This window comes from Streptomyces sp. P9-2, assembly GCF_051903975.1.
Taxonomy (GTDB): domain Bacteria; phylum Actinomycetota; class Actinomycetes; order Streptomycetales; family Streptomycetaceae; genus Streptomyces; species Streptomyces cellulosae.
Window position 1 is genome coordinate 6535885 of the sequence record NZ_CP192633.1, and the last position, 17100, is coordinate 6552984.

Sequence of the window (17100 nt, forward strand, 5' to 3'; positions counted from 1 at the left end):
GTGCCGAAAGGAGACTGCTCATGGCCGTCGAGACCGACGTGCTGGACGAACTGCGTCGGCTCCGCACCCGCGTCCCGCGGCTGGCGGGCACCCTCGCGGCCACCGTCGACGGACTCGTCCTCGCCCACGACGTGCCCGGCACCGAACCCGAGGGGCTCGCCGCGCTCACCGCCGCCGCGCTCGGCGTCGCCCACCGGATGACGGACGCGGCCGCGCGCGGCGACTTCCGCGAACTGCTGGTCCGCGGCGCCCACGGCTACATCGCCACCTACGCGGCCGGCACCACCGCCGTGCTCACCCTCCTCGCCGACGACCGGGTCAACGTCGGCCGGCTCCACCTGGAGGGCCGGCGCAGCGGCGCCCGGATCGCCGATCTGGTCGACGCCCACATCGGCCCCGGCGGCGGACGCCACGCCGACCGGCCCGCCGACCGCGACGGCGGACCGGACCCCGTCGACCGGGCCCGGCCCATCGGCACCCTCCCCGTCCGCACCCCGCAGCGGCCCGCCCACCGGCCCAGGACCGGCGGCTGACCCGCACCGCACTCCGATCCCATCACCGGCCGGACGCCCGCACACCGCCGGCGCCGGCCCCGCACCACCGTTCACGAACCGGAAAGGACACCACCCATGGCGAACACCGAGACCTCGCTCAAGGAATGCCTCAGCTCCATCGACGGCGCCACGGCCGCCGCCCTCGTCGACTACACGAGCGGCATGGCCCTCGGCACCCTCGGCGGCGGCAAGGACCTCAACCTGGAGGTCGCCGCCGCCGGCAACACCGACGTCGTGCGGTCCAAGCTGCGCACCATGGAGCTGCTGGGGCTGAAGGAGGAGATCGAGGACATCCTGATCACCCTCAACAGCCAGTACCACCTGATCCGCCTGCTCAAGGGGCGCGGCGGCAACGGCCTGTTCCTCTACCTGGTGCTCGACTCGGCCCGCGCCAACCTGGCCATGGCGCGCCATCAGATGCGCCGCATCGAGAACGAGCTGGAGGTCTGACACCCGCCCGTCCGCGGCCCCGTGCCCCGCCCGCCGGCGTGCGGGGCCGCGCGGCGTTCCGACGGCGGTCCCGCCGGATGCGAGGCCCGCCGGATGCCGTACCGTCACGTTTACTGGACCGTTACCGACGCCCGCCCCCGGAGGACGCCGGGCGGGCGGTGCCGGAGTGTGGGGACAGGAGGCACACGGGTGACAGACGCCGGGCGGGACACGGCCCCGGAGCGGGACGAGGGCGCGCGCGTACGTTTGCCGCAGCTCAGGCTGGACGAACTGCTGGAGGAGCTGCAGGCGCGCATCGACGCGGCCCGCGGCACCCGCGACCGGGTGCGCAGCCTCCTCGAGGCGGTCCTCTCCGTCGGCCGCGAGCTCGAACTGGAGCAGGCGCTGCACTCCATCGTGGAGGCCGCCGCCGCGCTCGTGGACGCCCGGTACGCCGCCCTCGGCGTGATCGGCCCGGACGGCAAGCGGCTGTCCGCCTTCCACACCGTCGGCGTCAGCGACGAGGAGATCGCCCGCATCGGCCACTACCCGGAGGGCCACGGCATCCTCGGGGAGCTGATCCGCCACCCCCAGCCGCTGCGGATCCCCAAGCTGTCCGAGCACCCCGCCTCCTACGGCTTCCCGCCGCACCACCCGCCGATGAACACCTTCCTCGGCGTCCCGATCCGCGTCCGCGACCAGGTCTTCGGCAACCTGTACCTGACCGAGAAGCGCGGCGGGGCGCAGTTCGACGAGGAGGACGAGTCCGTCCTGTCGACCCTCGCCGTCGCCGCGGGCGTCGCCATCGACAACGCCCGCCTCTACGAGGAGTCCCGGCTGCGGGAGCGCTGGCTCCAGGCCAACGCCGAGATCACCCACGGGCTGATGTCCGGCAGCGAGCGCGCCGAGGCGCTGCTGCTCGTCGCCGAGCGGGCCCGCGAGATCACCGGCGCCGAGCTCGCCGTCGTCGCCGTGCCCATGGAGGGCACCGGCTCGCTGACCGTGGAACTCGCCCTCGGGCAGGACGCCGAGACGCACCGCGGCCTCGTCGTGCCCGTCGAGAGCAGCTTCCTCGGCCGGGCGTTCGCGTCCGCCGCGCCCGTCACCTCGGCGGACATCGCTCACGACGAACGGGTGTTCCCCGGCCCGCAGACGTTCACCGGCCTGGGCCCCGCCGTGGCGGTGCCGATCGGCGGCGAGGACGGGGTGCGGGGCATCCTGCTGCTGGTCCGCGCGGCCGGCGGCCATGTCTTCACGGACAAGGAGATCGAACCGCTGCGGGGCTTCGCCGCCCAGGCCGCCGTGGCGATGGAACTGGCCGAGCGCCGCCAGGACGCCGAGCAGATCGCCGTCCTGGAGGACCGCGACCGCATCGCCCGAGACCTGCACGACCTGGCCATCCAGCGGCTGTTCGCCACCGGCATGACCCTGCAGAGCGCCGGCCGGTTCATCGAGCACAAGGAGGCCTCCGAGCGGGTGCTGCGGGCCGTCGACGACCTCGACGAGACCATCAAGATCATCCGCTCGACCATCTTCGGCCTGCGCTCCCGCGCCTCCGCCGGCGGCGCCGGGACCGGACTGCGGGCCCGCGTCGTCCGGCTCGTCGGCGAGGCCGCCCCGCTGCTCGGCTTCGCGCCCAGCGTGCGGATGGAGGGCCTGATCGACACCCATGTGTCCAAGGAGGCCGCCGACCACCTGGTGGCCGTGCTCTCCGAGGCGCTCACCAACGTCGCCCGGCACGCCCGCGCGAGCCGCGCCCAGGTGGCCGTGGAGACCGACGGGCGCGAGGTGCGGCTGACGGTCGCGGACGACGGCGTGGGCCTGCCGCCCGGCGGACGCCGCAGCGGCCTGCGCAACATGGCCGAGCGCGCCGGACAGCTCGGCGGCTCCTTCGAGGTCACGGAGACCCCGGGCGGCGGCACCACCCTGGTGTGGCGGGTGCCGGTGGGCGAGCAGTAGCCCTCCGTCCCCGGTGGTGTGTGTTCCGCTCCGGCCGGGGGTACTCGGTGCGCCGTTCCGGTCGCGGCGGGACCGCCCGGCCCCGCGGCCGGGAGGACTCGCCGCCGGTGACGGCGCCGGGGGCCGGACCGCTGCCGGCCCCCGGCGCCCTCGCACGGGCCGCACGGCCCCGTGCGCGGCGGTCGTCGGCGGGAGGAGCGGCGAAGTGACGGGCTGGACCTGGCGGTACGAGGGCTACGACCCCGCCGACGAGCGCCTGCGGGAATCGCTGTGCACCCTCGGCAACGGCTACTTCGCCACCCGTGGCGTCCTCGCGGAGTGCGCCGCCGACACCGTGCACTACCCCGGCACCTACGCGGCCGGCGTCTACAACCGGCTCGTCTCCTCGGTCGGCGGCCGCCAGGTGGAGAACGAGGACGTCGTCAACCTGCCCAACTGGCTGCCCCTGCGCTTCCGCCGCCCCGACGGCGCCTGGATCGGCCCCGACACCACTCCCGTCCTCGAACACGCGGTCACCCTGCACCTGTCCTCCGGTCTGATGGAGCGCCTGACCCGGTTCGGGCTCGGGGCGGGCGCCGCGCTCCTGGTGCGTCAGCTGCGGTTCGTGGACATGGCGGACCCCCACCTCGCGGGACTGCGCACCGAGTTCACCGCCGAGGGGTTCTCCGGGCCGCTCGTGGTCGAGGCGGCGCTCGACGGAAGCGTCACCAACGCCGGGGTGCCCCGCTACGCCGACCTGGACGGCCGCCACCTCACCCATGTGGTCACCGGCACCTCCCAGCAGGACGCCGTGTGGCTGCGCTGCCGTACCCGGACCTCCGACGTCCGGATCGCCTACGCCGCCCGGCTGACCTCGCCCGCTTCCGTCACCGCCACCCACGACCGGCCCCGCGCGGTGCAGACGACCCGGCTGGAGCTGACGGAGGGGAAGACCCTCACCGTCGACAAGATCGTCGCCCTGCACACCTCACGCGACCCGGCGATCAGCGACCCGCTGCACGCCGCCGTCGACCGGGTGCACCGGGCCGGGCCCTTCGACGAACTGCTGCCGCCTCACATGACGGCCTGGCAGCAGCTGTGGCGGCGGGCGGAGCCGGACGTGCCGGACGAGGTGGGGCGCATCCTGCGGCTGCACCTCTTCCACGTGCTGCAGACCCTCTCCCCGCACACCGCCGACCTGGACGTGGGCGTGCCCGCGCGCGGGCTGCACGGGGAGGCGTACCGGGGGCACGTGTTCTGGGACGAGCTGTTCGTCCTGCCGTACCTCAACCTGCACTTCCCGGAGGTGTCCCGGGCGCTGCTGCACTACCGGTACCGGCGCCTGGAACGCGCCCGGACGGCCGCCCACGACGCCGGGCGGCGCGGCGCGATGTACCCGTGGCAGTCCGGCAGCGACGGCCGGGAGGAGACCCAGCAGCTGCACCTCAACCCGCGGTCGGGCCGCTGGCTGCCGGACCACTCCCACCTGCAGCACCACGTGGGCTCGGCGATCGCCTACAACGTGTGGGAGTACTGCGAGGCCGCGGGCGACGAGGAGTTCCTGCACACCAAGGGCGCCGAGATGCTGCTGCAGATCTCCCGCTTCTGGGCCGACTCCGCCACCTACGACGACCGGCCGGGCCGCTACCGCATCAAGGGCGTGATGGGCCCCGACGAGTACCACGACGCCTACCCGGACGCCGACCGCCCCGGCCTCGACGACAACGCCTACACCAACGTCACCGCCACCTGGGTGCTGGCCCGCACCCTGGAGGTGCTGCGCCACCTGCCCGAGCCGCGCCGCCGTGAGCTGGCCGAGCGCACCGGCCTGGACGAGGCGGAACTCGAACACTGGGACCACATCTCCCGCACCCTTCACGTCCCCTTCCACGACGGCGTCATCAGCCAGTTCGAGGGGTACGGAGAACTCGCCGAGCTGGACTGGCGGGGCTACCGGCGCCGGTACGGCGACATCCGGCGGCTCGACCGGATCCTGGAGGCCGAGGGCGACACCGTCAACCGCTACCAGGCGTCCAAGCAGGCGGACGTCCTCATGCTCGGCTACCTGTTCTCACCGGCCGAACTCCAGGGCGTCTTCCGCCGGCTGGGGCTCAGCCTGGACGAGCGGGCCTGGCGGCGCACGGTGGACTACTACCTGCACCGCACCAGCCACGGCTCCACACTCAGCGGCCTGGTGCACGGCTGGGTCCTGGCCCGGGCGCGCCGCAGGGACGCGTGGAAGTTCTGCCAGGAGGCCCTCCAGTCGGACATCGCAGACATCCAGGGCGGCACCACCGGCGAGGGCATCCACCTCGGCGCGATGGCCGGCACCCTCGACCTGGTGCAGCGCGGCCTCACCGGCCTGGAGACCCGGGGCGGCGCCCTGTGGCTCGACCCCGTGCCGCTGCCGGAGCTGTCCTCCTACGGCATCACCGTCCGCTACCACGGCCACTGGGGCGTGCGGCTGCGCCTGGAGAGCGGATCGCTGGAGATCACCGTGCCGTCCGCCGGCCGCTACCCGATCGAGGTGCACCTGCCCGGCCACCGCGCGGTGCGCGTGGACCCCGGGGAGACCGCCCGGCTCGCCCTGCTGGAATGACGACGCCGGACGCCCGGCCGGCACTGAACCGGCCGGACGCCCGGCGGACGGGCCCCCGTCAGGGCCCGGGGGATGTCAGGCGCCGCTCTCGCGGAGCATGTCCTCACGCTCGACGATCTTCACGCGCTCACGGCCCTGCGGCTCGCCCAGCGCCTTCTCCGCCGCGTCCAGGCGGTACCAGCCGTCCCAGGTGGTGTAGCGGACACCGCGCTCGGCGAGGAACGCGTCCACGGCCTCGGGGGCCGGCGACGCGGGCGTGCCGAGGCGCCCGTGGGCGTAGTCGTCCAGCAGGTTCGACACGGTCTCGTTGGCGTCGCCCTTGGTGTGCCCGATCAGGCCCACCGGACCACGCCGGATCCAGCCGGTGACGTACGTCGACGGCAAGTGCTCGCCGGTCTCCTGGATCACGCGGCCGCCCTCGTCCGGCACGGTGCCCGAGTCGATGTCCCAGGGCAGCTTGGGCAGCTTGTCGGAGAGGTAGCCGACCGCGCGGTACACCGCGGTGACGTCCCAGTCCTTGAACTCGCCGGTGCCCTTGACGTTGCCGGTGCCGTCCAGGGCGGTGCGCTCGGTGCGCAGGCCCACGACCTTGCCGTCCTCGCCGAGGATCTCGGTGGGCGACTCGAAGAAGTGCAGGAACAGCTTGTGCGGACGGTCGCCGACGTCGCGGATCGCCCAGTTCTCCAGGGTCTTGGCGACCATGTCGGCCTGCTTGTTGCCGCGCCGGGTGGCGATCGAGCCGTCGTCGTAGTCGATGTCCTCGGGGTCGACGATGACCTCGATGCTGGGGGAGTGGTCCAGCTCGCGCAGCTCCATCGGGCTGAACTTCGCCTGCGCCGGGCCGCGGCGGCCGAAGACGTGGATCTCCATCGCCTTGTTGGCCTTCAGGCCCTCGTAGACGTTCGGCGGGATCTCCGTGGGCAGCAGCTCGTCGGCCGTCTTGGCGAGGATGCGCGCCACGTCCAGGGCGACGTTGCCGACGCCGAGGACCGCGACCTTCTCCGCCTCCAGCGGCCAGGTGCGGGGCACGTCCGGGTGGCCGTCGTACCAGGACACGAAGTCCGCGGCGCCGTAGGAGCCGTCCAGGTCGATGCCCGGGATCGGCAGCGCGCGGTCGGCCGTGGCGCCGGTGGCGAAGATCACGCCGTCGTAGAAGGCGCGGAGGTCGTCGAGGTGCACGTCGGTGCCGTAGTCCACGTTGCCGAACAGCCGGATCTGCGGCTTGTCGAGCACCTGGTGGAGGGCGGTGATGATGCCCTTGATCCGCGGGTGGTCGGGGGCGACGCCGTAACGGATCAGTCCGAACGGCGCCGGCATGCGCTCGAAGATGTCGATGGACACGCCGGGGTCGGCGGCCACGTCGGACTTGAGCAGGGCGTCGGCGGCGTAGATCCCGGCGGGGCCGGATCCGACGATGGCTACCCGCAGGGGGCGGGGCATGGTCAGGTTCCCTTCGAGCGATGACAAGCGTCTCGTGGGGAAGCCTAAACTCAGGCTTGCCTTACCTGGTACGCGGGTCCGGCCTATGAGCCCATAAGCCGACCTTATGCCATGTCCCGAGGTGATCTTATGACATGACGCCGGGATCCTACGGCAGGTTCTGCTCCGCCCAGATCACCTTGCCCGCGGGCAGATAGCGGGTGCCCCAGCGCTCCGCGAGCTGTGCCACCAGGAAGAGCCCGCGCCCGCCCTCGTCCGTCATGGTCGCGTACCGCAGATGCGGGGCGGTGCTGCTGCTGTCGTAGACCTCGCAGATCAGATGACGCTCGTACAGCATCCGCACCTGGATGGGGGCGCCGCCGTGCCGCATCGCGTTCGTCACCAGCTCACTGAGGATCAGCTCCGTGCCGAACGTCAGCTCCTCCAGACCCCACTCGGTGAGCTTCCGCGTCACCGCCGCCCGCAGCTCGCCCACCGCCGCCGGGTCCGCCGGCACCGGCCACTCCGCGATCCGGTCGGCCGGCAGCGCCCGGGCCCGCGCCACGATCAGCGCGATGTCGTCGGCCGCCTTCCCCGGGGGCCGCGAGTCCAGCACGGCACGGCAGGTCTCCTCCGGGGACTGCCCCGCGCCGGCCAGCGCCTCCCGCAGCCGCTCCAGACCGACGTCGATGTCGTGCTCACGGTCCTCGACCAGGCCGTCGGTGTACAGCACCAGCCTGCTGCCCTCCGGCAGCTCCAGCTCCGCCGACTCGAACGGCAGCCCGCCCAGGCCCAGCGGCGGGCCGGCGGGCACGTCCGGGAACTCCACGTGCCCGTCCGGCCGGACCAGCGCGGGCGGCGGATGACCCGCGCGCGCCACCGTGCAGCGCCCCGCCACCGGGTCGTACACCGCGTACAGACACGTCGCCCCGATGACCGGGGCGACGTGCTCGTCCTGCGCCTCGTCCTGGTCGATCCGGCCGACCAGCTCGTCGAGGAGCGCGAGCAGCTCGCCCGGCGGCAGGTCCAGCCCGGAGAAGTTGTGCACGGCGGTGCGCAGCCGGCCCATGGTGGCCGCCGCGTGCAGACCGTGTCCGACGACGTCCCCGACCACCAGCGCCACCCGGGCCCCGGACAGCGGCAGCACGTCGAACCAGTCGCCGCCCACCCCGGCCTGCGCGGGCAGATAGCGGTAGGCGATCTCCAGCGCGTTCTGCTCGGGCAGCGTGCGCGGCAGCAGGCTGCGCTGGAGCGTCACCGCCATGCTGTGCTCGCGCGTGTAGCGGCGGGCGTTGTCGATGGACACCGCGGCCCGCGCCACCAGCTCCTCCGCCAGCGCCAGCTCCTCCTCGTCGAACGGCTCCGGCTTGCGCGACCGCCAGAAGCTGACCACGCCCAGGATCAGCGAGCCGGCCCGCAGCGGCACCGTGATCAGCGAGTGGATGCCGTACTCGACGACCTGCGCGGACCGCTCCTTGTCCTGCGCCTGCCAGCCGGGGGCCTCGTCGAGCCGCGGCTCCAGGACCGCGCGGCCGCCTGCGAGGCTCCGGCCCTGCGGGGACGACTCGACGAAACGGATCTGCTGGTCCTTCGGGTACAGAGGGGCGTCCTCGGCGATGCCGGTACGGGCCGTACGGCGCAGCGCGGCGGCCGCGTCGGGGTGCCCGCCGGCCAGTACCGACTCGAACAGGTCCACGGTGACGAAGTCCGCGAACCGCGGCACGGCCAGGTCCGACAGCTCCTGCGCGGTCCGCGCCACGTCCAGACTCGTGCCGATGCCGACGCCCGCGTCGTAGAGCATGTTCAGCCGCTCGCGGGACTCCTCCGCCCGGCCGGACAGCGCCCTCAGCTCCGTGGTGTCGCGGACGGTGGTGACGCTGCCCCGGTGCCGGCCCGCCGGGTCGGTGGGCCGCTGGTTGACCGCCAGCAGCCGGTCGCCCACCGGAAGCACCTCGTCCGTGGCCATGCGGCCCGACGACAGCAGCTCCGTCGTGGCCGGATCCAGACCCAGCTTCCGCACGTGCCGGCCCTCGGCGTCCTCGGGGAGGCTGAACAGACGGCGCGCCTCGTCGTTCGCGAGCAGCAGGGTGCCGTCGCCGTCGAGGATCATCACGCCCTCGCGCACCGCGTGCAGCACGGCGTCGTGGTGTTCGTACATCCGGGTCATCTCGTGCGGACCCAGACCGTGGGTCTGGTGCAGCAGACGTCTGCTGATCAGGGCCGCGCCGACGGTCGCCAGGGCCAGCGCGGCGAGCGCCGCGCCCAGCACCAGCGGGAGCTGCGCCTCGGCCGCGCCGCCGACGTTCTCCAGCGTGATGCCGGCCGACACCAGGCCGACGACCTCCCCGTCCGGGTTCTCCACCGGCACCACGGCCTGCACCAGCCGGCCGATGGTCCCCTCGATCTCCTCCACGACCGGCTCGCCGTTCAGCGCGGGCTCGGTCGTGCCGACGAACTGCTTGCCGATGCGGTCGGGGCGGGGGTGGGTGTAGCGGATGCCGTCGGTGTTCATCACCACGATGAAGTCGACGTGCGACCGCTCACGGGCCGCCTCGGCGCGCGGCTGGAGCACGGCCGTGGGGTCGGGGGAGTCCAGCGCCTCGATGGTGCCGGGGGCGTTGGCGAAGGCCTCGGCGACGGCGAGGGAGCGGTTGCGGGCCTCCTCGGCGCTGTCCCGCTGCACCTGCAGCACCAGCGCCACGACGGCCGCGACCACCAGCAGCAGCACCATCACCAGGAGCAGGACGAACACCTGTCCGGCGACGCTGCGCCCGCTCAGCACCGACCGCAGCCCCGCCATCGGATGCCACCCGGAGCGGCCGCTCTCCTGCCGTCGACGACGCCGCACGGATGCCGCCGCGCCGGACCGCTGGGGCGACCGGGCCCGGGATCGACCCATGAGTCGGACCATGTGCCATGTCTACACTGCCGGGCGAAACGAGGCGAGGGTAGGCCGAGGGCGGCCCCTGTCGAACCTGCGGTTCGCCCACCCGCTCCAGGGGCGCGGGGAACTGCGCGCCCGGCCCCGACGGCGCCGCGCCGGCCCCCGAACCTTGCGTGCCTCGGGCGCGGCTCGCCCCTTCAGAGGCGCGGGGAACTGTGCGATCAGCCCCCACTGCGCCGCACCCGACCGGCAAGGTGCCACCTGGGGCAGAGGTGCGGCCTCCGCGCCGTCGTGGCTGGTCGCGCCGTTCCCCGCGCCCCTAGGGAGGTGGGGCGAACCGCAGGTTCGAAAAAGTGCACGTGTGCGGGTCGCGCGCGGCCTTTCCCCCTGGCCGCGCGCGACCCTCCCCCCGACGCGCGACTCGTCCCCCGAGCAGTCGCGCGTCATCCTGTCCGGGCACGCCCGTCACAAAGGCGTCCCGGAGTCCAAAGAACTCCGCGCTCAGTCGGCCAGCGCCCGCGCCAGTTCCGTGCTGGCGCGCGCGACCTCCGTGTCCGGCTCGGACAGGAGCCGGTTCAGCTCCCCGCGCCGCGCCCGCACCGCCTGCCGGGCCGCCCGCTCCCACACCACGGGGTTCTCCCGCCGGTTCAGAAGCTTCGGGTACGCGGCAGCGGTGCTCTCCCACTGCCGGGCGTCGGCGATGGCCTTGAGCAGCTGGATGATCCCCGCCCGCACGGTGACGTGCGGCAGCTGCGCCAGCTCCCAGAGGAAGGGGACCGTCGCGGCGGTCGCCTGCTCCGTGACGAAGCCGTACTGGCAGATCCGTTTCCTCAGATCCTCGAGGGCGGCGCGGGCGGTGTCGGCGTCGCCCCAGGCGATGCCGTTCAGCAGCAGGGGAATGGCGGCCGCCGATCCGGTGGAGTCCTGCATGTCGGCCCACGGCACCTGGGACAGTGCCGCGAGGGGCGTGGACCGTGCCACTCCGGTGGGGGACGTGTGGCGCACTGGGCGCTCGCTGCTCGGCTGTTCCGTAGAAGCGCTGCGCATGGCGTGGGTGCCTTTCCGCGGGCAGTCGTGTCAGGTGGGCGGGCGGGTGGACAACCGGGCCCACACCGTCTTGCCTGCCGGAACGGCGGGGAACCAGCCCCACGCCTCGGACAGGGCGTCGACGATGCGGAGCCCCCGGCCGTGCTCCTCCAGGTGGGCGTCGCCGCCGGGAGGCCGCCGCACGGGCGGGCGGTCGTCGGGGTCGGTGACCGTGAGCAGCAGGTGCGCCGGCTCCAGGCGGAACCCCAGCCGTACGTCCGGCTCACCCGGGCAGCGTGACGCCGCGTGCGTGACGGCGTTGGCGGCCAGCTCGGTCATGACCAAGGCGGCGTCGTCGCAGCACTGCTGCAGCGACCAGTCCCCGAGGGTGTCGCGGGTGAAGGACCGCACTCGCGCGAGGCCCTCCCTGCTGCAGGCGATGCTCACCGCCGCGTGGGGGGCGGCGGCGGGCACCGTCTGCAGTGGGGACCCGTCCTCGTGCGGCACCGCGGGCAGCGGGCCGAACGACCCGGCGCCGCCACCACCTGCCGGTAAGACGGCCGAGGCCGTCGGCCGGAGCGTCAAGTGCACAGGTGATGACACGGCATCTCCTCGATGCGACGTCAGGACGGGGCGCTCCCACGGGGGTTGACGCCACGGCTATTATCCACGCTGTCAGCGCTCGCGTGCAATTGCACGGGAAATTGCGCGAGAATTTTCGCCAAGCGCGGCGACGGCCGTGCGGGGCGGGACGAGAACAGCAGCAAGGAGACAGCGGTGCCTGGAGTGCGGAACGGAGTGCGGGCCTCCCAGTTGGACGCCCGCTGGATCAAGAGCCGGCACAGCAACGCCGAAGGCAACTGTGTCGAGGTCGCACCGCTGTCCGGCGGTGACGTCGCGATGCGCAACTCCCGCGACCCCGACGGTCCGGCCCTCGTGTACACCGCCGCCGAGCTGGCCGCCTTCCTGGCGGGCGCCAAGGACGGCGAGTTCGACCACCTGGTCGGACGGCGGGGCACCCCGTCCGTATGACGGGTCGTCTCGTCCGTACGACGGGCCGCCGCGCCCGCTGACCCGCGCGGCCGGCGCCGGACCCTCACCGGGTGCGCCGGCGCCGGCGAAGCGGAGTCCAACTGTCCCACTTCGATCGGCATTTCACATCCGGATGCGGTGAGGCAGCGTCAGATGCGATAGTGTGAATCGCCCTTGTGCCGGTCTGCTGGGAGTCAGGATGTCCGCCGCGTCGCATCGCATCTCCCGTCTGGAACCCTACCTGGACAGGCCCGAGCCCGCGCCGACCCTGCTCAAGATGCTGGTGGGCGTGCAGCTGGCCGGTTTCCGCGAGGACGCCGGACTGTCCCAGGACCAGGCGGCCCGCTCCGTCGGCTTCAGCGGGGCCAAGCTGTCCCGCATCGAGTCCGGCAAGGGCCGCCGTCCCCCGACCGAGACCGACGTCCGGGCGCTGCTCGAGCTCTACGGCACCGACGGCTACGAGGCCTCCGTCCTCCTCAAGCTGCTCAAGCGGGCCGGCGAGCCGGGCTGGTGGCAGCGGTACGACAAGCGGCTGATGCCCGAGTGGTTCGACCGCCTGGTCGGACTGCAGGAGGCCGCCGCCACGATTCGTACGTTCGAGATCCAGTACGTCCCCGGACTGCTGCAGACCGCCGACTACACCCGCGCGGTCGTCGAGCGCGGACTGCCCAACGCCCCGGCGAGCGAGGTGCAGCGCCGCGTCGAGCTGCGCATGCGCCGCGCCCAGCTGCTGCTCCGCGAGGACGCCCCCCCAGCTGTGGGCCGTCATCGACGAGTCGGTCCTGCTGCGCGTCCTCGGCGACCGCACCGTGATGCGCGACCAGCTCGACCACCTGGCGAAGATGGCCGAGCGGCCCAACGTCACCCTGCAGATCGTCCCGCTGAACGTCACCAACGCCTCGGCGCCCGCCATCCCGGTGACCTATCTGCGCTTCGGCGGACTCGACCTGCCCGACGTGGTCTACCTGGAGCACATCAGAAGCGCCAACTTCCTCGAGGACCGCGACGAGACCGAGGAGTACCGGATCGTGCTCGACCGTCTCGCCGACGAGGCGCTCACACCCCGTGAGTCCGTCGAGATGCTGCGCCGCACGATCGACGAGCGCTACGCGCTCTCCTCCTGACCAGGACCACTCGCTTCCCGTCAGAACCGACGCCCCTCCCCGCCACGAGGTCCGGGGAGGGGCGTCGCGCTGTCGTGAGGGTTACGAGGGAAGCCGGCCCACTCCGCCGAACTCGATCCACTCCTGGGTGAGCTGACGGGGCGCCACCTCGGTGTCCGGACGCCAGGTGGAGACCTCCACCAGGCCCGGCTCCAGGATCTCCAGTCCTTCGAAGAGCGCCTCGACGTCCTTCTGCTGGCGGACCCGGCCCCAGTGTCCCTGGGTCGCCTGGTCCATGAAGTCGGTGACGAACTTGCGGACCTTCTCGTCCTCGCTGACCAGCTGGCACATCACCATGAAGCTGCCCGGCGCGAGCCGCTCCCGCACCCGGTTGGCGACCGCCAGCGGACCGTCGGTGTCACTGTCCGGGATGCAGTGGAACACCGAGTTGAACAGCACGCACACCGGCTCGTCGAAGTTGATCAGCCGCTGCGTCTCGGCGTGACCGAATATCCCGTCGGTGTCGCGCATGTCGGCCTGGATGACCACCGTGCGCTCGTCCTGCTCCAGCAGGGCCCGGCCGTGCACCAGCACCATCGGGTCGTTGTCGACGTACACCACATGGGTGGTGGGGTCGATGCGCTGTGCCACCTGGTGCACGTTGTCCTGCGTGGGCAGGCCGGAGCCGTGGTCCAGGTACTGGCGGATGCCGTACTCCTGGGTGAGCGTGCGGACCACGCGCTGCAGGAAACGGCGGTTGTTCAGCGCCAGCCGGCGGGTGCTCGGGACGACCTTGTCGAGCTCCTCGACCGCGGCGCGGTCCGCAGAGTAGTTGTCCTTGCCGCCGAGGTAGTAGTCGTACATACGCGCGGCCGTCGGCACGGTTGCGTCGATCTCGGTGGACAGCTGCTTACCGGTGTGCATCGTTCCCCCTGCGGAGTGCCGCGCCAACTGGACTGGCTGGACAGGAAATACATCCTAGGGAGGGCCGTACGGCCCTTGCCAGTCCGTCGGCGAACATGACCACGAAGGAATGGTGAAGGAGCGTCAGGTCGTCACGGTGAGTGGCGTGATGTGTGTGATGCGTGATGGTCTGGCTCCCGGAGGCGCGGGTACCCGCCCCGCGGCATCCCCGTACCGAGGAGGTCGGACCACCGTGGACAGTTCGCCGGACCGGATCGCCAACCCCTGGGGCGCGCGCACCCCTTACGCACCCGGCGAGCCCTGGCCGGTCCGCACCGACCAGCACCTCGCGGACGGGGTGACGGAGGAGGACGTCGAGCGGTGGGTGCCGTCCGCGTCGATCCTGCACTCCAACGGCGACGCCATGGACATCGCCGTACGCGGCGGACGTATCGTCGGCGTCCGCGGCCGCGCGGCCGACCGGGTCAACCGCGGGCGGCTCGGCCCCAAGGACCTCTACGGCTGGCAGGCCAACCACTCCCGTGACCGCCTCACCCGCCCCCTCGTCCGGGAGAACGGCCGCCTGGTCGAGACCGACTGGGACACCGCCATGGACCGCGTCGTCTCCCGCACCCGCACCCTGCTCGACGACCGCGGTCCCGGATCCGTCGGCTTCTACACCAGCGGACAACTGTTCCTGGAGGAGTACTACACCCTCTCCGTCCTCGCCCACGCCGGCGTCCGCACCAACCACCTCGACGGCAACACCCGGCTGTGCACGGCCACCGCCGCCGAGGCCCTCAAGGAGAGCTTCGGCTCCGACGGCCAGCCCGGCTCGTACGAGGACATCGACCACGCCGACACGATCGCCCTGTTCGGGCACAACATGGCCGAGACGCAGACGGTCCTCTGGACGCGCGTCCTGGACCGGCTGGAGGGCTCCGACCCGCCCCGGCTGCTGTGCGTGGACCCCCGGTACACCCCCGTCGCCCGCCGCGCCGACATCCACCTGGCGCCGCGCCCCGGCACCAACGTCGCCCTGCTCAACGCCCTGCTCCACGAGATCGTCCGCACCGGCCGCGTCGACCGGGCCTACCTCGACGCGCACACCGTCGGTTACGGTGAACTCGCCGCCGGTGTCGAGCACTGCACCCCCCGCTGGGCCGCGGAGATCTGCGACGTCCCCGCCGCCGAGATCGAACGCGCCGCCGACCTGCTCGGCGACGCGAAGCGGCTCACCTCCACCGTCCTCCAGGGCGTCTACCAGTCCCACCAGGCGTCCGCCGCCGCCGTGCAGGTCAACAACCTGCACCTGATCCGCGGCATGCTCGGCCGCCCCGGCTGCGGACTCATGCAGATGAACGGCCAGCCCACCGCCCAGAACACCCGCGAGTGCGGTGCCGACGGCGACCTCCCCGGCTTCCGCAACTGGCAGAACGACCAGCATGTGGCCGAACTGGCCGAGATCTGGAACGTCGAACCGGACGGCATCCCGCACTACGGCCCGCCCACCCACGCCATGCAGATGTTCCGCTACGCCGAGCAGGGCTCGCTGCGCATGCTGTGGATCTCCGGCACCAACCCGGCCGTCTCCCTGCCCGAACTCGGCCGGATCCGCTCGGTCCTCGCGCAGGAACGCCTGTTCGTGGTGGTGCAGGACCTGTTCCTCACCGAGACCGCGCAGCTCGCCGATGTCGTCCTGCCGGCCGCGACCTGGGGCGAGAAGACCGGCGCCTTCACCAACGCCGACCGCACCGTCCACCTCTCCGAGAAGGCCGTGGACCCGCCCGGCGAGGCCCGCGCCGACCTCGACATCTTTCTCGACTTCGCGCACCGTATGGACTTCCGCGACAAGGACGGCGGCCCGCTGATCCCCTGGTCCGACCCGCAGGGCGCCTTCGCCGCCTGGCAGCGGTGCAGCGCCGGCCGCCCCTGCGACTACACCGGCCTCAGCTACGACAAGCTGCGCGGCGGCGGCATCCAGTGGCCGTGCACCGAGGACGCGCCCGACGGCACCGCCCGTCTCTACACCGACGGCTTCGACCACGCCCACCCCGACCGGTGCGAGAGCTACGGCAAGGACATGGTCACCGGATCCCCCGTCACCCCCGTCGAGTACCGCTCCCTCAACCCGGACGGCAAGGCCGTGATCAAGGCCGCCGAGTACCTCCCGCCCCACGAGGACGCCTCGCCGGAGTACCCGCTCCAGCTGATCACCGGGCGGACCGTCCACCACTTCCACACCCGCACCAAGACCGGCCGCGCCCCCGAGCTGAACGCCGCCGCCCCGGACGTCTGGGCGGAGATCTCCCCGGCGGAGGCCGCCGCGCAGGGCCTGGCCGACGGCGACCTGGTCCAGGTGACCACCCCGCGCGGGGCGCTGCGGGCCCGGCTGCGGACCGTGGCGATCCGCGACGGCGTGGTGTTCGTGCCGTTCCACTACGGCTACTGGGACACCCCCGCGGGGCACCGGCCGCCCGACGGCCTCCCCGGCCGCGCCGCCAACGAGACCACGATCACCGACTGGGACCCGCTGTCCAAGCAGCCCCTGTTTAAGACGGCGGCGGCCCGCGTCACCCTGGTCGCCCGGCGCGGGACGCACGAGCAGCGGGCCACGGACGACACGAGGACGGGAAGCACGGCATGAACGGCATCGGCATCACCCTGCGCGCCCTCCACGACGGCGAGCGCGACCTGGAGACCGACCTCCTCGCCGTCGCCGAGCGGCACCGCACCGAGCACGAGGTGCACCACGTCGCCACCGACGTCGCCCGCTGGTCCCGCGAGCACGCGGCCCGGCTGGCCGCCCTCGGCCCCGACCACGGCGTCGAGCTGTCCGGCCCCCGCGACCACACCGCGCCCGGCGCCCTCACCGCCCTGCGCGAGAAGGCCGCGCAGGCCCTCGGACGGCGCCCGGAGACCGGGCTGCTCCTCCTGGAGGACCTGCGCGACCTGCACCTGGCCGCTGCCCGCAACAGCCTCCACTGGGAGATGCTCGCCCAGACCGCGCAGGCCATCCGCGACCGCGCCCTGCTCGACCTCGCGACCGACTGCCACCCCCGGACGCTGCGCCAGATGCGCTGGACCAACACGATGATCAAGGTGCTCTCGCCGCAGCTCCTGGTGAGTGTCTGACCTGCCCCGGGACGGGTTTCCCGGCGCGCCTGCGCGACCGTCCCTGCCCCGCTATCGTCGGTTTCGTCCCCACGGGAC

Annotated in this window: 12 protein-coding genes and 1 pseudogene; 8 read left to right on the forward strand and 5 right to left on the reverse strand. The window is 72.8% G+C overall.

The genetic code is table 11. The annotated features are described in order from the left end of the window. Positions 1–20 precede the first annotated feature (20 nt). From ACQY0Z_RS29625 to ACQY0Z_RS29640, 4 genes are all read left to right on the forward strand, one after another. The gene (locus ACQY0Z_RS29625; protein WP_347226015.1) at positions 21–533 is read left to right on the forward strand and encodes a roadblock/LC7 domain-containing protein; all 513 of its coding nucleotides are present in this window, start codon (positions 21–23) and stop codon (positions 531–533) included. A 96-nt stretch (positions 534–629) separates the two neighbouring features. Beyond that, a complete protein-coding gene (locus ACQY0Z_RS29630; RefSeq protein ID WP_189900142.1) occupies positions 630–1004 on the forward strand; it encodes a hypothetical protein in 375 nt (124 codons plus the stop codon). Between the two features lie 189 nt (positions 1005–1193). Continuing rightward, positions 1194–2942: a sensor histidine kinase gene (locus ACQY0Z_RS29635; RefSeq protein WP_254587632.1), complete on the forward strand. Its 1749-nt coding sequence runs from the start codon at positions 1194–1196 to the stop codon at positions 2940–2942. Positions 2943–3147: 205 nt separating this feature from the next. Beyond that, a complete protein-coding gene (locus ACQY0Z_RS29640) occupies positions 3148–5520 on the forward strand; it encodes a glycoside hydrolase family 65 protein (protein WP_439813103.1) in 2373 nt (790 codons plus the stop codon). Between the two features lie 75 nt (positions 5521–5595). Here ACQY0Z_RS29640 and ACQY0Z_RS29645 read toward each other — a convergent pair whose 3' ends face one another. The 4 genes from ACQY0Z_RS29645 to ACQY0Z_RS29660 form a co-directional block, all read right to left on the reverse strand. Further along, positions 5596–6960, reverse strand: a complete 1365-nt coding sequence (locus ACQY0Z_RS29645; RefSeq protein WP_381731677.1) for an FAD-dependent oxidoreductase — start codon at positions 6958–6960, stop codon at positions 5596–5598. Positions 6961–7108: 148 nt separating this feature from the next. Next, positions 7109–9739: a SpoIIE family protein phosphatase gene (locus ACQY0Z_RS29650; protein WP_439813104.1), complete on the reverse strand. Its 2631-nt coding sequence runs from the start codon at positions 9737–9739 to the stop codon at positions 7109–7111. A gap of 585 nt (positions 9740–10324) precedes the next feature. Next, positions 10325–10870 carry a hypothetical protein gene (locus ACQY0Z_RS29655; RefSeq protein ID WP_026244182.1) on the reverse strand — a complete coding sequence of 182 codons (546 nt, stop codon included), beginning with the start codon at positions 10868–10870 and terminating at the stop codon, positions 10325–10327. A gap of 30 nt (positions 10871–10900) precedes the next feature. After that, on the reverse strand, positions 10901–11452 hold the full coding sequence (locus ACQY0Z_RS29660; protein ID WP_439813105.1) for an ATP-binding protein: 552 nt from the start codon (positions 11450–11452) through the stop codon (positions 10901–10903). Between the two features lie 174 nt (positions 11453–11626). On the opposite strand from ACQY0Z_RS29660, the gene ACQY0Z_RS29665 reads away from it, so the two are divergent. Both ACQY0Z_RS29665 and ACQY0Z_RS29670 read left to right on the forward strand, forming a co-directional pair. Continuing rightward, positions 11627–11881, forward strand: a complete 255-nt coding sequence (locus ACQY0Z_RS29665) for a DUF397 domain-containing protein (protein WP_189900521.1) — start codon at positions 11627–11629, stop codon at positions 11879–11881. A gap of 199 nt (positions 11882–12080) precedes the next feature. Continuing rightward, a pseudogene (locus tag ACQY0Z_RS29670) lies at positions 12081–13005 on the forward strand (helix-turn-helix domain-containing protein). An 81-nt stretch (positions 13006–13086) separates the two neighbouring features. On the opposite strand, the gene ACQY0Z_RS29675 reads toward ACQY0Z_RS29670, so the two are convergent. Next, positions 13087–13908 carry an SAM-dependent methyltransferase gene (locus ACQY0Z_RS29675; protein WP_189900523.1) on the reverse strand — a complete coding sequence of 274 codons (822 nt, stop codon included), beginning with the start codon at positions 13906–13908 and terminating at the stop codon, positions 13087–13089. A gap of 232 nt (positions 13909–14140) precedes the next feature. On the opposite strand from ACQY0Z_RS29675, the gene ACQY0Z_RS29680 reads away from it, so the two are divergent. Both ACQY0Z_RS29680 and ACQY0Z_RS29685 read left to right on the forward strand, forming a co-directional pair. Continuing rightward, positions 14141–16534, forward strand: coding sequence for a molybdopterin oxidoreductase family protein (locus tag ACQY0Z_RS29680; protein WP_439813106.1), 2394 nt, complete (start codon positions 14141–14143; stop codon positions 16532–16534). Beyond that, a complete protein-coding gene (locus ACQY0Z_RS29685; RefSeq protein WP_254587637.1) occupies positions 16531–17022 on the forward strand; it encodes a hypothetical protein in 492 nt (163 codons plus the stop codon). The genes ACQY0Z_RS29680 and ACQY0Z_RS29685 overlap by 4 nt, the downstream gene beginning before the upstream one ends. Positions 17023–17100 lie beyond the last annotated feature (78 nt).

What these genes read in the sequence shown, in the direction of transcription:
- ACQY0Z_RS29625 (WP_347226015.1), top strand. Translation starts at nt 21, where the DNA reads ATGGCCGTCGAGACCGACGTGCTGGACGAACTGCGTCGGCTCCGCACC.
- ACQY0Z_RS29675 (WP_189900523.1), bottom strand. Translation starts at nt 13,908, where the DNA reads ATGCACACCGGTAAGCAGCTGTCCACCGAGATCGACGCAACCGTGCCG.
- ACQY0Z_RS29645 (WP_381731677.1), bottom strand. Translation starts at nt 6,960, where the DNA reads ATGCCCCGCCCCCTGCGGGTAGCCATCGTCGGATCCGGCCCCGCCGGG.
- ACQY0Z_RS29650 (WP_439813104.1), bottom strand. Translation starts at nt 9,739, where the DNA reads ATGGCGGGGCTGCGGTCGGTGCTGAGCGGGCGCAGCGTCGCCGGACAG.
- ACQY0Z_RS29630 (WP_189900142.1), top strand. Translation starts at nt 630, where the DNA reads ATGGCGAACACCGAGACCTCGCTCAAGGAATGCCTCAGCTCCATCGAC.
- ACQY0Z_RS29655 (WP_026244182.1), bottom strand. Translation starts at nt 10,870, where the DNA reads ATGCGCAGCGCTTCTACGGAACAGCCGAGCAGCGAGCGCCCAGTGCGC.
- ACQY0Z_RS29685 (WP_254587637.1), top strand. Translation starts at nt 16,531, where the DNA reads ATGAACGGCATCGGCATCACCCTGCGCGCCCTCCACGACGGCGAGCGC.